The sequence below is a fragment of the Nonomuraea maheshkhaliensis genome, from assembly GCF_039529435.1.
Lineage (GTDB): Bacteria > Actinomycetota > Actinomycetes > Streptosporangiales > Streptosporangiaceae > Nonomuraea > Nonomuraea maheshkhaliensis.
Genome location: NZ_BAAAMU010000034.1, coordinates 18,336 through 37,988 on the forward strand (window position 1 = coordinate 18,336; position 19,653 = coordinate 37,988).

At 70.8% G+C, this 19,653-nt stretch carries 18 protein-coding genes; 15 read left to right on the plus strand and 3 right to left on the minus strand.

The window, feature by feature from the left end; translation table 11 throughout:
• Window positions 1–12 precede the first annotated feature (12 nt).
• On the minus strand, window positions 13–537 hold the full coding sequence (locus tag ABFX54_RS23310; RefSeq protein WP_346107993.1) for an Asp23/Gls24 family envelope stress response protein: 525 nt from the start codon (window positions 535–537) through the stop codon (window positions 13–15).
• Between the two features lie 76 nt (window positions 538–613).
• On the opposite strand from ABFX54_RS23310, the gene ABFX54_RS23315 reads away from it, so the two are divergent.
• Window positions 614–1,144 carry an HIT family protein gene (locus ABFX54_RS23315; protein WP_346107995.1) on the plus strand — a complete coding sequence of 177 codons (531 nt, stop codon included), beginning with the start codon at window positions 614–616 and terminating at the stop codon, window positions 1,142–1,144.
• A gap of 63 nt (window positions 1,145–1,207) precedes the next feature.
• On the opposite strand, the gene ABFX54_RS23320 is transcribed toward ABFX54_RS23315, so the two are convergent.
• Both ABFX54_RS23320 and ABFX54_RS23325 read right to left on the minus strand, forming a co-directional pair.
• The gene (locus tag ABFX54_RS23320) at window positions 1,208–2,722 is read right to left on the minus strand and encodes a glycoside hydrolase family 10-like protein (protein ID WP_346107997.1); all 1,515 of its coding nucleotides are present in this window, start codon (window positions 2,720–2,722) and stop codon (window positions 1,208–1,210) included.
• A gap of 176 nt (window positions 2,723–2,898) precedes the next feature.
• The gene (locus ABFX54_RS23325; RefSeq protein WP_428834557.1) at window positions 2,899–5,040 is read right to left on the minus strand and encodes an elongation factor G-like protein EF-G2; all 2,142 of its coding nucleotides are present in this window, start codon (window positions 5,038–5,040) and stop codon (window positions 2,899–2,901) included.
• A gap of 143 nt (window positions 5,041–5,183) precedes the next feature.
• Between ABFX54_RS23325 and pgsA the strand changes: the two genes are divergently transcribed.
• The 14 genes from pgsA (at window position 5,184) to ruvA (ending at window position 19,623) form a co-directional block, all read left to right on the plus strand.
• Window positions 5,184–5,867, plus strand: coding sequence for a phosphatidylinositol phosphate synthase (gene pgsA, locus ABFX54_RS23330; protein ID WP_346107999.1), 684 nt, complete (start codon window positions 5,184–5,186; stop codon window positions 5,865–5,867).
• Window positions 5,864–6,787: a phosphatidylinositol mannoside acyltransferase gene (locus ABFX54_RS23335; protein ID WP_346108000.1), complete on the plus strand. Its 924-nt coding sequence runs from the start codon at window positions 5,864–5,866 to the stop codon at window positions 6,785–6,787. Before pgsA ends, ABFX54_RS23335 begins: the two co-directional genes overlap by 4 nt.
• Window positions 6,784–7,914: a glycosyltransferase family 4 protein gene (locus ABFX54_RS23340; RefSeq protein ID WP_346108002.1), complete on the plus strand. Its 1,131-nt coding sequence runs from the start codon at window positions 6,784–6,786 to the stop codon at window positions 7,912–7,914. Before ABFX54_RS23335 ends, ABFX54_RS23340 begins: the two co-directional genes overlap by 4 nt.
• Window positions 7,915–8,010: 96 nt before the next feature.
• Window positions 8,011–8,541 (plus strand): hypothetical protein, encoded by a 531-nt coding sequence (locus ABFX54_RS23345; protein ID WP_428834559.1) that lies wholly within the window; start codon window positions 8,011–8,013, stop codon window positions 8,539–8,541.
• Between the two features lie 62 nt (window positions 8,542–8,603).
• On the plus strand, window positions 8,604–9,620 hold the full coding sequence (locus ABFX54_RS23350; RefSeq protein ID WP_346108005.1) for a DUF3048 domain-containing protein: 1,017 nt from the start codon (window positions 8,604–8,606) through the stop codon (window positions 9,618–9,620).
• Window positions 9,621–9,737: 117 nt separating this feature from the next.
• The gene (pdxS, locus tag ABFX54_RS23355; RefSeq protein ID WP_346108006.1) at window positions 9,738–10,664 is read left to right on the plus strand and encodes a pyridoxal 5'-phosphate synthase lyase subunit PdxS; all 927 of its coding nucleotides are present in this window, start codon (window positions 9,738–9,740) and stop codon (window positions 10,662–10,664) included.
• Window positions 10,665–10,905: 241 nt separating this feature from the next.
• A complete protein-coding gene (locus tag ABFX54_RS23360; protein WP_346108008.1) occupies window positions 10,906–12,585 on the plus strand; it encodes an alkaline phosphatase D family protein in 1,680 nt (559 codons plus the stop codon).
• 73 nt (window positions 12,586–12,658) lie between these two features.
• A complete protein-coding gene (locus ABFX54_RS23365) occupies window positions 12,659–13,096 on the plus strand; it encodes a MarR family winged helix-turn-helix transcriptional regulator (RefSeq protein WP_346108010.1) in 438 nt (145 codons plus the stop codon).
• Between the two features lie 124 nt (window positions 13,097–13,220).
• Window positions 13,221–13,799 carry a pyridoxal 5'-phosphate synthase glutaminase subunit PdxT gene (gene pdxT / locus ABFX54_RS23370; RefSeq protein WP_346108012.1) on the plus strand — a complete coding sequence of 193 codons (579 nt, stop codon included), beginning with the start codon at window positions 13,221–13,223 and terminating at the stop codon, window positions 13,797–13,799.
• Window positions 13,800–13,802: 3 nt separating this feature from the next.
• Entirely contained in the window at window positions 13,803–14,555 is a 753-nt protein-coding gene (locus tag ABFX54_RS23375) for a YebC/PmpR family DNA-binding transcriptional regulator (RefSeq protein ID WP_346108014.1), read from the plus strand.
• 129 nt (window positions 14,556–14,684) lie between these two features.
• Complete coding sequence (locus ABFX54_RS23380) at window positions 14,685–16,499, plus strand: hypothetical protein (RefSeq protein WP_346108016.1); 1,815 nt, start codon at window positions 14,685–14,687, stop codon at window positions 16,497–16,499.
• An 11-nt stretch (window positions 16,500–16,510) separates the two neighbouring features.
• The gene (locus tag ABFX54_RS23385; RefSeq protein ID WP_346108017.1) at window positions 16,511–17,653 is read left to right on the plus strand and encodes a GNAT family N-acetyltransferase; all 1,143 of its coding nucleotides are present in this window, start codon (window positions 16,511–16,513) and stop codon (window positions 17,651–17,653) included.
• Between the two features lie 85 nt (window positions 17,654–17,738).
• A complete protein-coding gene (gene ruvC / locus ABFX54_RS23390; RefSeq protein ID WP_346108094.1) occupies window positions 17,739–18,269 on the plus strand; it encodes a crossover junction endodeoxyribonuclease RuvC in 531 nt (176 codons plus the stop codon).
• Window positions 18,270–19,002: 733 nt separating this feature from the next.
• Window positions 19,003–19,623 carry a Holliday junction branch migration protein RuvA gene (gene ruvA / locus ABFX54_RS23395; protein WP_346108019.1) on the plus strand — a complete coding sequence of 207 codons (621 nt, stop codon included), beginning with the start codon at window positions 19,003–19,005 and terminating at the stop codon, window positions 19,621–19,623.
• The last annotated feature ends 30 nt before the right edge of the window (window positions 19,624–19,653 follow it).

Sequence of the window (19,653 nt, forward strand, 5' to 3'; positions counted from 1 at the left end):
GCACACCACGGATCAGGACGGGACGTCGTCCTCGGCGGGCTCGCGCGGCGCCGGCCGGGCCTCGCCGGGGAGGCGCACGTCGTCCACGGTCACGTTGACCTCGATGACGCGCATCCCGAGCATGCGGCTGACGCTCTTGGCCACGTTCGTCTTGACCTCGGCGGCGACGTCCATGACGACGTGGCCGTACTCCACCACGATCGTCAGGCTCACCCCCACCTGGCGGTCCTGGATCTGCGCGCTGACGCCCTGGGTGCCGCGGCGCGAGCCGATGCCGATGCGGTCGCGTACGGACTCGAAGGCCCGCGCCAGGTCGCCGCCCATGTCGGCGACGCCGGGCACTTCGAGCGCGGCCAGTGAGGCGACCTTCTCGACGACCTCGTCGGCCACCTTGATCCGGCCCTTCACGGTGGCGCCGGACACGGACGCCTCGATGTAGGACGGGGCCGGCGAGCCGGAGGGCGCGTCGGAGGGCTGGGCGGGTGCGTCCGAGGGCTCGGCGGGCTGAGTGGGCTGTTCGGCTAAGGCTTCGGTCATCGCGGCCTCCTGTTGGGGGTGCTCAGGATTGTGCCGGAAGGACCCCTCGTTTGTCCGGGGTCCTATGCTGCTAGTTATGCACGATCAGGCAGGGGCAGGGTCCCCCGACAACTTCCAGCGTCTGTGGACCCCGCATCGCATGGCCTACATCAAGGGCGAGAACAAGCCGACCGGCACCGGGCCCGGCGACGGCTGCCCGTTCGACGCGATCCCCAAGATGAGCGACGAGGACGGCCTGATCGTCAAGCGGGGCGAGTCGGTCTACGCCGTGCTCAATTTGTATCCGTACAACTCGGGCCACCTGATGGTCGTGCCCTACCGGCACGTGTCCGGCTACGACGAGCTGGACGCGGCGGAGGTGGCCGAGCTGGGGGCCTTCACCCAGGAGTCGGTGCGGGCGCTGCGCAAGGCCAGCGGCGCGCAGGGCTTCAACGTCGGGATGAACCTGGGCCAGGTCGCCGGCGCGGGCATCGCCGCCCACCTGCACCAACACGTGGTGCCCAGGTGGGGCGGCGACACGAACTTCATGCCGGTCGTGGCCCAGACCAAGGTCCTGCCGCAGCTGCTGCGCGACACCCGTCAGCTCCTCGCCGACGCCTGGGGCTGACGACGGCATGAGAAAGGGCCGGTCCGTCACGGACCGGCCCTTTCTCGCGTCGGCAGGCGGCCGTCAGACCGCGTCGACCTTCACCTTGACCGCCTTGCTCTCGTGGTGCAGCCGGTCGAGCGAGGTCACCAGGTAGGTCCCGGCCGACCTGACCGCGTACAACGGATCGCTCACCACGGCCACCAGGTTGCGCGCGTCGGTGGTGTGGCAGTCCTTGCCGGACTTGGGCACCTGGTAGACCGCGTAGGCACGCGCCCCCGCGGACGGCGTCCAGGACAGCCGGGCGCCTGACGCCTTGGCGCCGGCGGGAGCCGGAGGAGCCTGGCCGCCGAGGCTCTTGTTCAGCGGCTGCAGCGCCGGGCGGCTGTAGTGGGCCTTGGCGACCCGGTCCATCGCCTTGAGCGGGTTGGTCAGCAACTGCTTGGCGCTGAAGTAGACGGAGCCGTCGATCTGCTTGCCGGAGCGGTTGACGCCCACCTGGCCGGACAGCTCGCCCGGCTTGGTCCACGTCTTGTCGTCCGTGGAGCCGACCCGGTAGAGGCCGTGGCCGATGTAGAGCTGCACGTCGGTGCCCTTGACCTCGCCGGACCACCAGCGCGCCAGCGTGGTGTAGTCGGCCAGCTTGTGGCCGCGCGGCCAGTAGAGCTGCGGCAGCACGTAGTCGACGGTGCCCGACTTGATCCACTCGCGGGCGTCGGCGTAGATCGAGTCGTACGCGGACATCCCCGACGTGCTGGAGCCGGTCGGGTCGTTGGACTTGTTGCGCCAGATGCCGAACGGGCTGATGCCGAACTTGACGTGGCCCTTGGCCCGGTGCACCGCCTTGTCGACCTCGGCCACCAGCGTGTTGACGTTGCCGCGGCGCCATTCGGCGAGCTTGGCGCCCTTGCCGTACTTGCGGAACGCGGCGCTGTCGTCGAACTTCGCCCCCGCCACGGGGTAGGGGTAGAAGTAGTCGTCGAAGTGCACGCCGTCGACGTCGTAGCGGTCGACCACATCGGTGATGACCTTGGTCACATGATCGCGCACGGCCGGCAGGCCCGGGTTGTAGTAGAGGCGGCCGCCGTACTTGATCGTCCAGTCGGGGTGCTCGCGCGCCGGGTGGCCGGCGGGCAGCTCGGCGGTGCTGGCGCCGTAGGAGGCGCGGTAGGGGTTGAACCAGGCGTGGAACTCCATGCCGCGCTTGTGCGCCTCGTCGATGAGGAACGGCAGCGGATCCCAGCCCGGGTCCTTGCCCGCCGTGCCGGTCAGGTATTGCGACCAGGGCTCCAGCGAGGACTTGTAGAGCGCGTCGGAGGCCGGTCGCACCTGGACGAACACCGCGTTGAGGTTGCGTCTGGCGGCGCTGTCGAGGATCTTGACGTATTCGGCCTTCTGCCGGTCCGCGCTGAGACCGGCCTTGGAGGGCCAGTCGATGTTCTGGGTGGTGGCGATCCACACCCCGCGCAGCTCGCGCTTGGGATGGTCGGCGTCGGCCGTGCAGGCCGCTGCGGGTGCGGCGGTGGCCGTCTTCTTCTCGCTCGCTGCGGGACTCGCCCCGGCACCGGGGCCGAAGTAGTAGGCGGCGGTGGTGGTCACCACCGCGAGTGCAGCAGCGGCTAGGAGTGGGCGTCCAGTTGGCATAGTGCCACCCAGTGTGACACCTGCTCAGGCGTGCTCGGGACGGAAAACCGAAATGAACTCGTGATGTTTTTGAGACATTTGGTGATTGGTGTGCCGGGAGGGACGAAGCCCTCCCGGCACCTCCACGGGCCTCAATCCCCGGTGGCCACCTTGCTCGCGAGGTTCGGCGGCAGCGGTTCGTACCTCAGGAACGTCCGGTGGAACGTCCCGGTGCCGTGTGACATGGATCTCAGGTCGATCGCGTACCGCGTTATCTCCAGCTCGGGCACCTCGGCCTTGACGAGGGTACGGCCGGTGCCGACCGGCTCGGTGCCGAGCACGCGCCCGCGCCGCGAGGACAGATCGGACATCACCGATCCGACGTAGTCGTCGGCCACCAGCACCGACAGCTCGTCCACCGGCTCAAGCAGCAGCGTCGAGACCTTGGACGCGGCCTCCTTGAGCGCGAGCTGGCCCGCGATCTGGAAGGCCATGTCGGAGGAGTCGACGGAGTGGGCCTTGCCGTCGTAGAGGGTGACGCGCACGTCCACCATCGGGTAGCCGGCGACGACGCCGCGCTCCATCTGGGCCCGTACGCCCTTCTCCACCGACGGGATGAACTGCCGGGGCACCACGCCGCCGACGATCTTGTCCACGAACTCGAAGCCCCCGCCGGACGGCAGCGGCTCGACCTCCAGATGGCAGATGGCGTACTGGCCGTGGCCGCCGGTCTGCTTGACGTTGCGGCCCATCGCCTGGCACTTGCCGCCGAACGTCTCGCGCAGCGGCACCCGCAGGTCGATCCGCTCGACCTCGACGCCGTGCCGCTTGGCCAGACGGTCGAGCAGCACGTCGGTGTGCGCCTCGCCCATGCACCACAGGACGAGCTGGCGCGTCTCGGCGTTGTTCTCCAGCCGTAGCGTCGGGTCCTCGGCCACCAGCCGGCCGAGGGCCTGCGACAGCTTGTCCTCGTCGGCCTTGGACTTGGCCCTGATCGCGACGGGCAGAAGCGGGTCGGGCATGTCCCACGACGTCATGAGCAGCGGGCGCTCCACCTCGGAGAGCGTGTCGCCGGTCTCGGCCCGCGACAGCTTGGCCACCGCCACGATGTCGCCGGCCATGCCCTTGGCCGCGCCGCGCTGCTGCTTGCCCAGCGGGCAGGTCAGGGTGCCGATGCGCTCGTCCACGTCGTGGTCCTCGTGGCCGCGCTCGGCCAGGCCGTGGCCGGACACGTGCACGGTCATGTCGGGGCGCAGGGTGCCGGAGAAGACGCGTACGAGGCTGATGCGGCCCACGTACGGGTCGCTGGTGGTCTTGACGACCTCCGCCACGAGCGGGCCGTCGGGGTCACACGTGATGCCCTTGACCGGCTTGCCGGACAGATCGGTGATCTCCGGCATGGGATGTTCGAGGGGGGAGGGGAAGCCCTGCGTCATGAGTTCGAGCAGTTCCTGCGCGCCCACGCCGAGCCCGCTGCAGAGCACCGGGTAGAAGCTGCCGCGCGCGACGGCCTTCTCCAGGTCCTCGATGAGGACCTTGGTGTCGATCGGCTCACCTTCGAGGTATCGCTCCATGAGCGATTCGTCCTCGCTCTCCTGGATGATCCCTTCGATCAGCGAGCCTCGGTACGCCTCGATCTGGGCCTCGTACTCCGAGCCCGGGTCCTTCACCGTGCGTTCGCCGGTGGCGTAGTTGTAGAACTTCTGCGTCAGCAGCCCGATCAGCCCGTTGACGTGACCGTTGGTGATCACCGGGAGATAGAGCGGCGCGACGCCGTCGCCGAAGACGTCCTGGCAGGTGGTCAGCACCTCGTCGAAGTCGGCCCGCTGGTGGTCGATCTTGGTGATCACGACCGCGCGCGGCATGCTGACCTGGGCGCACTCCTCCCACAACATCTGGGTGAGCCCGTCGACCCCGTCGGAGGCCGACACGACGAACAGCGCGGCGTCGGCCGCGCGCAGCCCGGCCCGCAGGTCGCCGACGAAGTCCGCGTACCCCGGCGTGTCCAGGAGATTGATCTTGATGCCGTTGTGCACGAGCGGCGCCACGGCCAGGTTGACCGAGCGCTGCTGCCGGACCTCGACCTCGTCGAAGTCGCTGACCGTGTTGCCGTCCTCCACGCGTCCCGGACGCTGAACGGTGCCCGTCGCGGCCAGCAGCTGCTCGACGAGGGTCGTCTTGCCCGCTCCTGAGTGGCCGACCAGCACGACATTGCGTATCGCATCCGCCCTGTCGGCCGCGGGTGCCCTGCCCGCGGCTCCCACGGCCCCGCCTGAGTGTCTTTCCGCCACCATCGCCTCCCGCGTCGTCGGACCTTTAGCCAACGCCGCGCCCGCGCGGAGGGTGAACGAAACCGCATGGACGCGGTGTGTTCACCAAATACCCGTGTGGCGGATATCACAAGGGGGGCGAGGCAAAGAAAGTCCTCAGGCGAGTCATGGCCTACGATCGGACCGCGATGCTCAAACTCCTGCGCCCGGTCATGACCCGGATACTCACCCCGCTGGGCAGGGCCCTCGTGGGCCGCGGGATCGGCCCCAACGCCGTCACGGCGGTCGGCACCCTCGGCACCGTCGTGTCGGCCCTGCTCTTCTTCCCCTTGGGCCTGCTCACCGCAGGGGCCCTCGTCATCACCGTCTTCGTGCTGTTCGACCTGCTCGACGGCGTGGTGGCCCGGCTCGGCGGCAAGGGCGGCAGCACCTGGGGAGCCTTCCTCGACTCCACCTTCGACCGGGTCGCCGACGCGGCCATCTTCGCCGGCCTGATCCTCTACTTCATCGGGGCCGGCGACGTCCTGATGGCCGCGGTGGGGCTGCTGTGCCTGATCGCGGGGGCCATCGTCTCCTACGCCAAGGCCAGGGCCGAGGGGCTCGGGCTCACGGCCGACGTCGGGCTGGCCGAGCGGCCAGAGCGGCTGGTGGTGGTGCTGGTGGCGGCCTTCCTCGCCGGCCTCGGGGTCCCGTACGTGCTGCCGGTCGGCATGTGGCTGCTCGCGGCGGCCAGCGTGATCACCGTGGGGCAGCGCGTGCTGGAGGTTCACCGGCAGACGCGCGACACGCCCGGACGCGGCGCCGGCGAGGAGAATCAAGACACGGCGCGCGACGAGATGGGGGAGAGATGAGCGAACGGGTGTCCTTCGGCGACCGGGTGGTGGCCGCCGGGTTCGCGGCCGGATGGAAGCTCGTGCCGCTGCTGCCCGAGCGCCCGACCGCCGCCGTCTTCCGCTTCCTGGCCGACCGGGTCTGGGCCCGCCGGGGCAAGTCCGTACGCAGGCTGGAGTCCAACCTGAGCCGGGTGACCGGTCTCGATCCCGGCAGCCGGGAGCTGCGCGAGCTGGGCCGGGCGGGCATGCGCTCCTACTTCCGCTACTTCCACGAGATCTTCCGGCTGCCGTCGATGCCGCGCGACGAGGTCGTGCGCCGCACCCACGTCATCGGGGCCGAGCACGTCCACGACAACGTGGCCGCCGGGCGCGGCGTGGTCTTAGCGCTGCCGCACATGGGCAACTGGGACCAGGCGGGGGCGTGGCTGGTGGGCGTGGGCCATCCGTTCACCACCGTGGCCGAGCGGCTCAAGCCCGAGTCGCTGTTCAAGCGTTACGTGGCCTTCCGCGAGGGCCTCGGCATGGAGGTGCTGCCGCTCACCGGCGGAGACGGGCACAACTTCGGCACCCTGGCCACACGGGTGCGTAAGGGCGGGGTGGTCTGCCTGCCGGCCGAGCGCGACCTGACCAAGAGCGGCGTGGAGGTGCGCTTCTTCGGCGCGGCCACCAAGATGCCCGCGGGGCCGCCGCTGCTGGCCGTGCAGACGGGCGCGGCGCTGCTGCCCGCCACCGTCTACTTCGTGGGCGCCGACTGGGGCATCCACATCCACGAGGAGGTGCCCGTCCCCGAGGAGGGCACCAGGCAGGAGAAGGTCGCGGCGGTGGCCCAGCACCTGGCCGACGTGTTCGAGAAGGGCATCTCCGAGCACCCCGAAGACTGGCACATGCTGCAGCGCCTCTGGCTCGACGACCTGCCGCCCGGCCGGGAGCCGCGATGAGGGTCGGCATCGTCTGCCCTTATTCGTGGGACATGCCGGGCGGGGTCAAGCAGCACATCGACGACCTGGCCCAGGCGCTCATCGCGCAGGGCCACGAGGTGTCGGTGATCGCGCCGGCGGCCGACGACGACGAGCTGCCCTCTTATGTGACGGGGGCGGGCCGGGCGATCCCGGTCCCGTACAACGGGTCGGTGGCCAGGATGTCGTTCGGCTTCCTGTCGGCGGCGCGGGTGCGGCGCTGGGTCCGCACGGGCGAGTTCGACGTGCTGCACATCCACGAGCCGCTGATCCCGAGCCTGGGCGTGCTGGCCTGCTGGGCGGCCAAGGGGCCGATCGTGGCCACGTTCCACGCCTCGTTCACCCGCTCGCGGGCCATCGCGGTGGCAGAGCCGCTGCTGCGCAGCGCCCTGGAGAAGCTCAGCGGGCGCATCGCGGTCTCCGACGCGGCCCGCAAGAGCCTGGTCGAGCAGTTCGGCGGCGACACCGTGCTCATCCCCAACGGCGTCACCGTCTCCCGCTACACCGAGGCCGAGCCGCTCGACGGCTGGGGCCCCGACGGCACCACGCTGGGCTTCCTCGGCCGCATGGACGAGGAGCGCAAGGGCCTGCCGATCCTGCTCGACGCGTTCAACACGCTGGCGGAGGAACGCCCGGAGGTGAAGCTGCTGATCGCCGGGCCCGGCGACGCGAAGGACGTCTACGACCGGGTGCGCAAGCCCTTCCACGACCGGGTGACGGTGCTGGGCATGGTCAGCGAGGCCGACAAGATCCGCGCCTACCACTCCGTGGACGTGTTCTGCGCGCCCAACACGCGCGGCGAGAGCTTCGGCATCGTGCTGGCCGAGGCCATGGCGTCGGGGGCGACGGTGCTGGCCAGCGACATCCCCGCCTTCCGCCGGGTGCTGGGGGAGGGGCAGGCGGGCGCGCTGTTCACCAACGGCGATCCCGCCTCGCTGGCCCGCGAGGCCGCCGCGCTGCTCGGCGCGCCCGAGCGCCGGGCCAAGCTGGCGGCCGAGGCGCTGGTGGCGGTCAGGAAGTACGACTGGTCCACGGTGGCGCGTGACGTCGTACGCGTCTACGAGACCGTCACCATGAGCGGCGCGGGACGGGTGGAGGAAGACCTGTGACGTTCACCGTGAGCGGCGCCGGGCGGGTGGAGGAAGACCTGTGACGTTCTCGGCTGGGGATGCCGGGCGGGTGGAGGAGAAACCGTGACATCCACCATGGTCGTGCTCATCGTGGGCATCGTCGTCGTGCTCACGGCCGTCTACATCTCCTGGCGGGCGGGCCGGCTCGACCGCCTGCACATCCGGCTTGAGCTGGCCCAGGAGTCGCTGGACGCCGCGCTGATGCGGCGCCGCGCGGTGGTGCTGGAGCTGGCCGGCTCGCGCCTGCTCGATCCCGCCACCTCCCTGGTCCTGGCCGCGGCCGCGCACGAGGCCAGGACGGCCGGCCCCGAGGAGCGCGAGCACGCCGAGAGCGACCTGTCGCGGGCCCTGCGCGCGGCGGTGGACCAGGAACGGTTCAGGGAGAAGCTCTCCGAGGCGCCCGGCGGCCCCGACCTGCTGGAAGAGCTCGACGCGGCGGTGGCCAAGGTGGTCTACTCACGCCGCTTCTACAACAACGCCGTCGGTGTCACGCGGACGGCGCAGCGCCGCTGGCTCGCCAGGACGCTTCGCCTGGCCGGCCACACCGAATACCCACAATTCTTCGAGATTGATGACAATCCGCCTGCGACCATGGCAACTGAATGACCTAATTTGGGGAAGCCAGTAAGCTTCAGACCGATTTCGGGCTGAAGCGAGGAGTGTTACAGGTGCGGCTACCCCGGGTGATCACGTTCTGGCTGGCCGGAGCGGCCGTGCTGCTGCCTGTCTCGGCCTGCTCCTCCGACGAGCCCGCCGCAGGTCAGGCGCCACAGGCCGCCGCCTCGGCCGCGCCCAGCGAGGAGCCGGAGGAGGTCAACGCCCACCCGTTCACCGGCAAGCCGTACGAGAGGCTCAGGCCGGTCCTCGCGGTGAAGATCGAGAACACCGCGGCGGGCAAGCCGCAGCTCGGGCTCAAGAGCGCGGACATCGTCTACATCGAGCAGGTCGAGGCGGGACTGACCCGGCTCATGGCGATCTTCTCCTCGAAGCTGCCCGCCAAGGTGGGCCCCGTACGCAGCGCCCGCATCTCCGATCTGCACATCGCGCCCCAGTTCGGCAAGCCGGCCTTCTCCTACTCCGGCGCGCAGACCAAGATGCTGCCGTTCATCGCCGAGGCGTCGCTGTTCGACGTGGGCGACACGCGCAACCCGGGCGCGTACTTCCGCCAGCCCGGCCGCTTCGCCCCCTACAACCTCTTCGCCAACACCAAGCAGCTGCTGGTCAAGGCGCCCAAGGCGACCAAGGCCAAGGACATCGGCTTCACCTTCGGCGACGCGCCGGCCGAGGGCGGGGTCGAGCGCAAGTCGTACAGCGTCAAGTGGCCCGCCGCGCGCTTCACCTTCGCCTGGTCGGCGGAGAAGAAGCAGTGGCTGATCTGGCAGGACGGCAAGAAGGACATGGCCGCCGAGGGCGGCCAGCTCGGAGCGCCGACGATCGTGGTGCAGTACACCAAGACCGAGCGCTCGGAGTTCCACGACAAGAACCAGAGCTACACGCCGCTCGTGCACACCACGGGCAAGGGCTCGGCGATCGTGCTGCGCGACGGCAAAGCTTACAAGGCGAGGTGGGAACGGGAATCCGAGGACGGCGGGACGACGTTCACCACACCGAGCGGCGAGCCGATGAACTTCGCGCCCGGCCAGGTCTGGGTGGCGCTCGCCAGCCGCAAGCCCGTCATCCCCTAGCGTCTACCTGTATAGGTACGGCGACAAAACCTGACATCTTGGCATGTCGGGGGAGGGGTCCTCCAGGACCTACGATGGGGTTGATAACTTACCGAATCGCCGTGAGAGCCCGTGAGGATGACCGTGTCCAGCAGCACGCCAGAAAGCACCCCTGTCACCGGAACCGTCACCGGGACCGCGCGCGTCAAGCGCGGCATGGCCGAGATGCTCAAGGGCGGCGTCATCATGGACGTCGTCACCCCTGAGCAGGCCAAGATCGCCGAGGACGCCGGCGCGGTCGCCGTCATGGCCCTGGAGCGCGTGCCCGCCGACATCCGGGCGCAGGGCGGCGTGTCCAGGATGAGCGACCCCGACATGATCGACGGCATCATCGCCGCCGTGTCGATCCCCGTCATGGCCAAGGCCCGCATCGGCCACTTCGTCGAGGCCAGGGTGCTGCAGGCGCTCGGCGTCGACTACGTGGACGAGTCCGAGGTGCTGACCCCGGCCGACTACGCCAACCACATCGACAAGTGGCAGTTCACCGTGCCCTTCGTCTGTGGCGCCACCAACCTGGGCGAGGCGCTGCGCCGCATCACCGAGGGCGCGGCCATGATCCGCTCCAAGGGCGAGGCCGGCACCGGCGACGTCTCCAACGCCGTCACCCACATGCGCACGATCCGCGCCGAGATCAAGCGCCTGACCTCGCTGCCGGAGGACGAGCTCTACGTCGCCGCGAAGGAGCTGCAGGCCCCCTACGAGCTGGTCGCCGAGGTCGCCAAGACCGGCAAGCTCCCGGTCGTGCTGTTCACCGCCGGCGGCATCGCCACCCCGGCCGACGCCGCGATGATGATGCAGCTCGGCGCCGAGGGCGTCTTCGTGGGCTCGGGCATCTTCAAGTCGGGCGACCCGGCCAAGCGCGCGGCGGCCATCGTCAAGGCCACCACGTTCTACGACGACCCCGACGTCATCGCCAAGGTCTCCCGGGGTCTGGGCGAGGCCATGGTCGGCATCAACGTCGACGAGATCCCGCAGCCGCACCGCCTGGCCGAGCGCGGCTGGTGACATCAGGCGCGTCGTTGCAGGTCACAGACTTGCGCGCGTGAGACGATCATCCTCGGCAGGCCGGGACCAGGATGGCCCGGCCTGGCGGGGGCGCCTCGACTGACGGCGATTTTCGCCGGAGAAGGCGGCATCCGCGAAGGATGTCGTCTTTTTCGTGTTGTGTGGTGTTCACCATGTAGTCATGATCTTCAGTAAAGCTACGGGACGTCCCCTCACCCGAAGATCGTCACAGGAGCGCCGCATGTCACTCAACCGCCGGCATTTCCTCGTCACCGGTTTAGCTGCCGGCGCCGCCGTGGCCGTTCCGGCCACAGCCGCGCAGGCCGAACCCGACCCCGCCGCCGAGACGGCCCAGAGCCTGGCCTCGCGCGGGCTGCGTACCGACCCGTTCACCCTCGGCGTCGCCTGCGGAGACCCCGATCATGAGGGTTTCGTGCTGTGGACCAGGCTGGCCCAGCAGCCGATGGCCGAGGACGGGCTCGGCGGCATGCCCGGGCGGCCCTTCCCCGTGCAGTGGCAGGTGTACGCCGACGAGCGCGCCCGCCGCGTCGTGCGCGCCGGGGTGAGCGTCGCCACGCCCGAATGGGGCCACAGCGTCCACGTCGAGGTCTCGGGCTTGAGCTCCGACCGCGAGTACTGGTACCGCTTCCGCGTCGGCCCGTACGTCTCGCCGCTCGGCCGCGCCCGCACCGCCCCGCACCCGCTCTCGTACGGCGGCGCCCTGAGCATGGCCTTCGTCTCGTGCGCCCAGTACGAGCACGGCTACTTCACCAGCTACCGCCACCTGGCCGCCGAACGCCCCGACGTGATCCTGCACCTGGGCGACTACCAGTACGAGTACACCCGCGACACCTACAACAGCCCCGGCGGCAACGTCCGCCACCACGAGGGCCCCGAGACCGAGACCCTGGCGAACTACCGCCAGCGCCACGCCCAGTACAAGGCCGACCCCGACCTCCAGGCCGCCCACGCCGCCTCGCCGTGGCTGGTCGTGTGGGACGACCACGAGGTGGACAACAACTGGGCCGACGAGGTGCCGGAGAAACCCGAGGTCCCCCAGCCGAACTTCCTGAGCAGGCGCGAGGCCGCCTTCCGCGCGTACTACGAGAACATGCCGCTGCGCCGCACCTCGATCCCGCGCGGCATCGACATGCAGCTCTACCGGCGGGTCAGGTGGGGCAGGATGGCCACGTTCCACATGCTCGACACCCGCCAGTACCGCGACGACCAGGGCTGCGGCGACGGCTACCGCGACTGCCCCGCCGCCGTCGACCCGGCCCGCTCGATCACCGGCGCGGAGCAGGAGAAGTGGCTGCTGGACGGCTTCCGCTCCTCCCGCGCCCAGTGGGACATCCTGGGCCAGCAGGTCTTCTTCGCCCAGCGCGACAACAACGCCGGCCCCGCCAAGGTCACCTCGATGGACGCCTGGGACGGCTACGTCGCCTCCCGGCAGCGCATCACCCAGGGATGGGTGGACGCGCAGGTGCGCAACCCGGTGGTGCTCACCGGTGACGTGCACGCGCACTGGGCCAGCGACCTCAAGCTCGACTACGACGACCCGACCGGGCCGTCGGTGGGCTCGGAGCTGGTGGCCACCTCGATCTCGACGGGCGGCGACGGGGCCGACTCCGACCCGGCGACGCACCCGTTCCTGGCCATCAACCCGCACCTGAAGTTCTACAACAACCAGCGCGGCTACGTGCTGACGACGATCGAGCGCGACCAGATGGCGGCCGACTTCAAGGTCGTGCCGCAGGTCCGCACCCCGGGCGCCGACGTCTACACCCGGGCCACGTTCGTCATCGAGGACCGGGTGCCCGGGGTCCAGCAGACGTACCTGCGTCCGCTCGACCCGGCGCTGCGGCTCGGCCGGCAGATCACGGCGGAGGAGACGGTCCGGCTGGAGACCGAGCGGCCGTAACGCTCTGCGTGGATGGCGGGAGCCCGGCCTGGCGCCGGGCTCCTTCCCGTTCAGGAAGATCTAGGTTGGTGGCATGAGCGACGACGTCACCCGGCTGGCCGGCCACGTCTCCACGGTGCTGCGCCACCTGGTCCTCCTGCTCAGGCGCACCGTCGCCGGCCAGCCCGTCACCAGCCAGCAGTACGGCGTCATGGGCTCGCTCGAACCCGGCCCGCGCCGTATGACCGGGCTGGCCGAGGAGCACGGTGTGCAGCTGCCGACCATGACCGTCCAGATCAACCGGCTGGAGGAGGCCGGCCTGGTCAGCAGGAGCGCCGACCCCGCCGACGCGCGGGTCAGGACGGTCGAGCTCACCGCCGAGGGCCGCGAGCGGCTGCACGCCGTCCGCCAGGCCAGGATCGCCCGCCTCGCCCGTGAGCTGGAGGCGCTCACGGAGGAGGAGCGCGCCACCCTCGCCGCTGCCCTGCCCGTCCTGGCCAAACTCGGCCGCAAGGAAGATCCCCGTCTGTGATCGGCGCAGTGAATGGCGCTGTGATCGGCGCCGCGGTGGGCCTGTGTGACCGGCCCTGCCGGAAGATGTCGGGCCGTCCTGGTGTTGAATTGGCGGAACCCGTACCCGGACGAAAGGATCGACTGTGCCCACGATCGGTGTACTCGCCCTCCAAGGGGACGTGCGCGAGCATGCGCGCATGCTCCAGGAGGCCGGCGCGACGGCCGTGGCCGTGCGCCGCCCCGCCGAGCTGGACGCGGTCGACGGCCTGGTCATCCCCGGCGGCGAGTCGACCACGATGTGGAAGCTCGCCGAGACGTTCGACCTGCTCGACCCGCTGCGCATGCGCATCAAGGAGGGCCTGCCCGCCTACGGCTCCTGCGCCGGCATGATCATGCTGGCCGACAGGATCGAGGACGGCGTCGCGGGCCAGCAGACCATCGGCGGCATCGACATGGTGGTCAGGCGCAACGCGTTCGGCCGTCAGGTCGACTCCTTCGAGTCCGACCTGACCTTCGCCGGGCAGCGCGTGCACGCCGTCTTCATCCGCGCGCCCTGGGTCGAATCCGTCGGTGCGGACGTCGATGTGCTGGGCAGGGCCGAGCCTGGGGATAGGATCGTCGCGGTCCGTCAAGGGCCGTTGCTCGCGACGTCGTTCCATCCCGAGCTCACCGGGGACGTCCGCGTGCACCGTTACTTCGTAGACATGGTGAGGGAGCTCTAGGTAATGTCCGGCCACTCCAAATGGGCGACGACGAAGCACAAGAAGGCCGCGCTCGACGCCAAGCGCGGCAAGCTGTTCGCCAAGCTCATCAAGAACATCGAAGTGGCGGCCCGGACCGGTGGCCCTGACCCGGACGCCAACCCCACCCTCTTCGACGCCATCTTCAAGGCGAAGAAGAACTCCGTGCCCAACGACAACATCGAGCGGGCGCGCAAGCGCGGGGGCGGCCTGGAGGCCGGCGGCGCCGACTGGCAGACCATCATGTACGAGGGCTACGCGCCCGGCGGCGTCGCGGTGCTCATCGAGTGCCTCACCGACAACCGCAACCGCGCGGCCTCCGAGGTCCGCGTCGCGCTCACCCGCAACGGCGGATCGCTGGCCGACCCCGGGTCCGTCTCCTACATGTTCAACCGCAAGGGCGTCGTGATCGTGCCCAAGGAAGGCGGGCTCGACGAGGACACCGTGCTGATGGCCGTGCTGGAGGCGGGCGCCGAGGAGGTCAACGACCTCGGCGACAGCTTCGAGGTCGTCTCCGAGGCCGGTGACCTGGTGCCGGTTCGCAAGGCCCTGCAGGACGCCGGGATCGACTACGACTCGGCCGAGTCCAGCTTCCTGCCGTCGATGAGCGTGCCGCTCGACGAGGAGGGCGCCAAGAAGGTGTTCCGCCTCATCGACGCGCTGGAGGACAGCGACGACGTGCAGAACGTCTTCGCCAACTTCGACGTCTCGGACGAGGTGCTGGCAGCGCTCGACTGACCGTTCCCGGGCGCGTGCGTCCGTACGTTCGCGCTCGGACGTGTTTGCGCGGCCTGTTTCCGAGACTCCCGTTGAGGACCGGTCTGTCGGGCGTGCGTGCGGGGCCGGGGCGAAGTAGGGTCGGGCGACGTGACTTCCCCCAACCCGCCCCGGCCGAATCTGTCGGCGCTCGGCTGGCTTCTGGCCGTGCCCGCGCTGTTCGGCGCCCTCATCACGCTGGTCCTGCCGACCGTCCAGACACTCTGGCTCAGTTTCCAGAGCGGCGGTTTCATGCGGGAGAGCGCCTACGCGGGGACGGCCAACTACGCGGACCTGCTCGGCGACGGCGCGTTCTGGCGGGCGCTGAGCTTCACGCTCTCGCTGACCCTGCTCCCGCTGCTGGTCGCCGTGGTGGTGGCGCCGCTGCTGGCGCTGGCGCTCGACCGGGCCGGCGCCTGGCCGAGACGGGCGGGGCGGATCGTGCTCTCGCTGGCCGTGGTCACGTTCTCGCCGGTCGCCGTCGCGGGCGCGTGGACGCGCGGGCTGTCGCCCGAGTCGTCCGGCCTGGCCGCGCTGGCCCAGGGGCTGCGCGAGCCTGAGAGCGCGCCCTGGACGCTGCGGCTCATCGTCGCCGCCGCCACGTTCGGCGTCGTGTGCGCGCTGGCCGTGCTCGCCTACCTGCCCGCCCTGCGCGGCGGCTCCGCCGTGCCCGCGACGCTCGCCGTCGTCGCGCTCGTCGCGCTCGCCACCATCGCCACCGGCATCCAGACGTTCTCCATCGGCATGGTGCTCACGCACGGAGGCCCTCAGCACGCCACAGAGACGCTGGCGGGCCTGCAGTACGACTACGCCTTCAGAATGGCCCGCTTCGGCCCTGGGGCGTCCGTGGCGGCCCTCTCAGGGGTGATCCTCGGCGTGCTGGGCATCGTCGCCACGCTCGTCGCGGTCCTCGCGCGGCTGCGCATCACGGTGACGCCGCGCGTCACGCCGGACGGGCCGGCACCGAAGGCACCCGCCCTGGGCGCACCGGCACCGCAAGGCGTGCCCGCACCTCATGGCCCGTTCGCGACGCCGGGCGTACCGGGACCCCAGGGCGAGGCAGCACCCCATAAAGGCACATACGCGCCCGGTGTACCCGCGTCCCACGGATCTTACGGATCACCAGTTGCTCCCAGCGGCGGCGGGGCGTACGGTGCGGCCGTCGCCGGGCGGCGTGCGGCCGGGCCCGGATGGGTGGCGGCCGGCGCGGTCGCCCTGCTGATCTTCGCCGCCGCCTGGGTGCTGCTGTCCTGGCCGTGGATCGACGGCGTGCTCGCCACCCCGTCCGCCCCGGCCTCGACCTGGGCCACCCACGTCAACACCTGGGTGCCGGCCCTGGCGGGAGCCGTCGTGTCGGTGGGCGTTGCCTACCTCGCGGCGCTCGGCATCGGTGGCCTGCGCCCGCTCGGCCGGGGCAGCGAGTGGCTGCTGCTGGCGTTCGCCCCCTGGCTGTTCGTCGGCCCCGGCCCGCTCGGCGTCGCCAACTGGCAGAACGCCCGCAACCTCGGCCTCATCGACTCCTTCCCCGCCCTGATCCCGCCGCTGCTGGTGAGCGTGCCCGCCCTGCTCGTGCTGACCCTCCTGTGCAAGGGGCTGTCCGAACGCTCCGGCGGCGACTTCTTCGGCGGCGTGCTGCTGCCCTCGCTCCCCATGGCGGGCATCCTGGCCGGCGGCGTCACGCTCGTGAACGCCCACGACCTCAGCTGGCCGCTGCTCGTCGCGCAGCGGGCCGACCTGTTCACCACGCCGGTCAGCCAGGTGAACCGGCTCGGCTCCTTCGCCGGGGGCACCCCCGACCTCGGCGCCGCCACGCCGCTGCTCGTGGTCGTGGTCGCGCTGGCCGCCCTCGTGGCCGCGCAGCTCCTCTACCTCGACAGGCTCGCCATCACGACAAACAGTTCGCCGGTACGTACGGACGCTGCGTAGGTTTGCCCATTGTGGAAATTCGCGACATAACACCCAAGGACCTCGACGACGTCCTCGACGTCCGCAGGCGGTCGTTCGGCCCCCTGCCCGCCGCAGACAGGGAGAAGTGGTGCCAGGCCACGCTGCCGGTGCTGGCCGAGGGCCGCTACCTGGGCGTGTTCGACGGCTCGCGGCTGGCGGCCGCGGCGAGGCTGCGCCGGTTCACGCAGTGGTGGCACGGCAGGCCGCAACCGATGGCCGCGATCGCGGGAGTGACCGTCAACCCCGAGGACCGCGGGCGCGGCGTCGGCAATAGCCTCATGCGGGCCGTCATGGACCGGGCGGCGGAGCTGGGTGACGCGGTCTCCGCGCTCTACCCGGCGACCACGCCCATCTACCGGGGGGTCGGCTACGAGCACGCGGGAGCCATGCGGACCGTCAGGCTCCCCGCCGAGTCGCTGCGCAGGATCCGCCCGTCCGGCCAGGTCGAGCTGCGCAGGATGGGGCCGGGCGACGGTGGCGCGCTCGACTCCGTACTGCGCCGCGCCCACGCCGCCGCGCGCTCCAGCGGCCCGATCTCGTACGGCGAGCAGATGTGGGACCAGTTGCTGGGCAACGAGAACGACTTCCTCTACCTCGCCGACGACGGTTACGTGGTCTACCGCTGGAAGGGCGACGACATCGAGGTCGAGAACCTCGTCGCCACCTCGCCCGACACCCTGCGGGCCCTGTGGTCCATGGTCGGCAGCGCGTCCTCCATCGCCCGTGACATCGTCGCCACCGTGGCGCCGGACGACCCGGTGCTGTGGCTGCTGCCCGACCGGGCGAAGGAGCAGGTCACGGAGACGCGGTGGATGTTCCGGGTCCTGGACGTGGCCGCGGCGGTCGAGCGCAGGGGCTATCCGGCGCAGGCGGCCTGCGACGCCGTCGTCACCGTGGACGACCCGACGAGGGGCGGGGGCACGTGGCGGCTGGACATCTCCGGCGGATCCGGCACGGCCACCCCGGCCGAGGGCGCCGGCGTCACGCTCTCAGTGAACGGATTCTCCGCCCTGTACGCCGGTGTGCCGCCCTACACGCTGCGCCTCAGCGGTCTCATGTCCGGAGATGACCGCTATGACCAGGCACTTGAAGCGGCCTTCGCCGCCCGGCCGTACATGCTCGACTACTTCTGACCCGCGTTTCCCGATGCGCCCGCGCCCACGCCGGAGTAAAGTCTCCTGCCGAACAGGTGTTCTGGTCTTTCTGGGGGGCATGCCGGTGCGGGTGATGGGCGTCGACCCGGGGCTGACCCGGTGCGGTCTCGGGGCCGTCGAAGGGCGCCCCGGCGCGCCCCTGGCCCTGGTGGCCGTCGGGGTGGTCCGCACCGGGGCCGACGAGGAGCTCGGCTCCAGACTCGTCGGCATCGAGGCGGGGATCGAGCGGTGGCTCGACGACATACGCCCCGACGCGGTGGCGGTCGAGCGCGTCTTCAGCCAGCACAACGTCCGCACCGTGATGGGCACCGCCCAGGCCGCCGGCATCGCGGTCCTGTGCGCGGCCCGGCGCGGCCTGCCCGTGGCACTGCACACGCCGTCCGAGGTCAAGGCGGCCATCACGGGCAGCGGCACGGCCGACAAGAAACAGATCGGCGCCATGGTCACCCGGCTGCTGCGGCTCACCGAGATCCCCAAGCCCGCCGACGCCGCAGACGCCCTCGCCCTGGCCATCTGCCACGTCTGGCGCGGCGGCGCCCAGCACCGCCTGGCCGAAGCCGTCGCCCGCGCCACCCGCAAGGACCTCCGCCGATGACCGGTCGCCCGTGCCACTCGCGAGGGCCTTCGCCGGTGACCGGCTGCCCGTGCCACCCGCAAGGAACCCCGCCTATGACGGGCTTCCCGGGCCGCCCGCCACGGCCTTCGCCGATGACCGGTTACCCGTGCCGCCCGCGAAGAGGCCGGATGATGATCCGCCGCCCGGAGACCGAGCGGGCCGCCTGCCGCAGCGTCGTCGTGAGCCCTGTCCCGCCGTGCGCGGCTGTCGCGCCCGTCTTGTGGCGCACGCGTACCGGCCGGGCCCGTCTCGTGAACGGCCACGGGTGCCTCGCAAGCCGCCACCTGTTCTCGCCGCGCCCCGGGCCACGAGACCGATGCCACCCGTACGCCGGCCTCGATCCCGAGCCACGCACCAGCCTCCTCCCCGCCGAGCCACACACCGGGCTTCACCTTGGGCTTCGCACCGTCCGTTCTTCGCGTTGGCCCTCGCCTTCGCGGTGGCCCTCGCATCGGGCTTCACCAGTCGCAACGTCAGCTCAGCCCGCTCAGCTCTCAGCGATCCACCGGGGGATGTGGCGTGCCGGGAGCGCGATCCGTGGTGAGATGTGGGAACCGGTCGTGGAGGCCCACGGGCCGAGGCGGCGGCGTGCTGCCACCCGAGTCGGGGGCGCGGCGTGCGCTCAGGCGCGGGCCGGTGACGAGACCACCGGTGACGAAACCGCCGGTGACGGGAGTCGTTTCGTGGCGGCGTGGGTGACGGGAGGCAAGGCGTGATCGCGTCAGTGGCGGGCAAGGTGACGGCGATAGCGCCCGACGGAGCCGTGATCGAGGTGGGCGGTGTCGGCATTCTGACCCACTGCACCCCGGGCACCCTCGCCACGCTCCGCATGGGCGAGGAGGCGCGCCTGGCCACGTCGCTGGTGGTGCGCGAGGAGTCTCTCACCCTTTACGGCTTCGCCACCGACGACGAGCGGGCCGTGTTCGAGCTGCTGCAGACCGCCAGCGGCGTGGGGCCCAAGCTGGCCCTGGCCATGCTCGCCGTCCACACGCCCAACGCGCTGCGGGTGGCCGTGGCCAGCGCCGACCTCAAAGCGCTCACCCAGGTGCCGGGAATCGGGCAGAAGGGGGCGCAGCGGATCGTGCTGGAGCTCAAAGACCGGCTCGGCACGCCCGAGGAGGCCGTCAACGCCGCCATCAACGGAGAGCGCAAGGTGGCACTCTGGCGCGAGCAGGTCCACTCCGGCCTGGTGGGGCTGGGCTACTCCAGCAAGGACGCCGACGAGGCCATCGCGGCCGTGGAGCCCGACGCCGACGCCGACCTGGCCGCCGGCCGCCAACCCCAGATAGCCGCCCTCCTGAAGTCCGCCCTCCGCTCCCTGAGCATCCGATGACCCCCACTCCCGGCCAGGTCCCCACCCCCG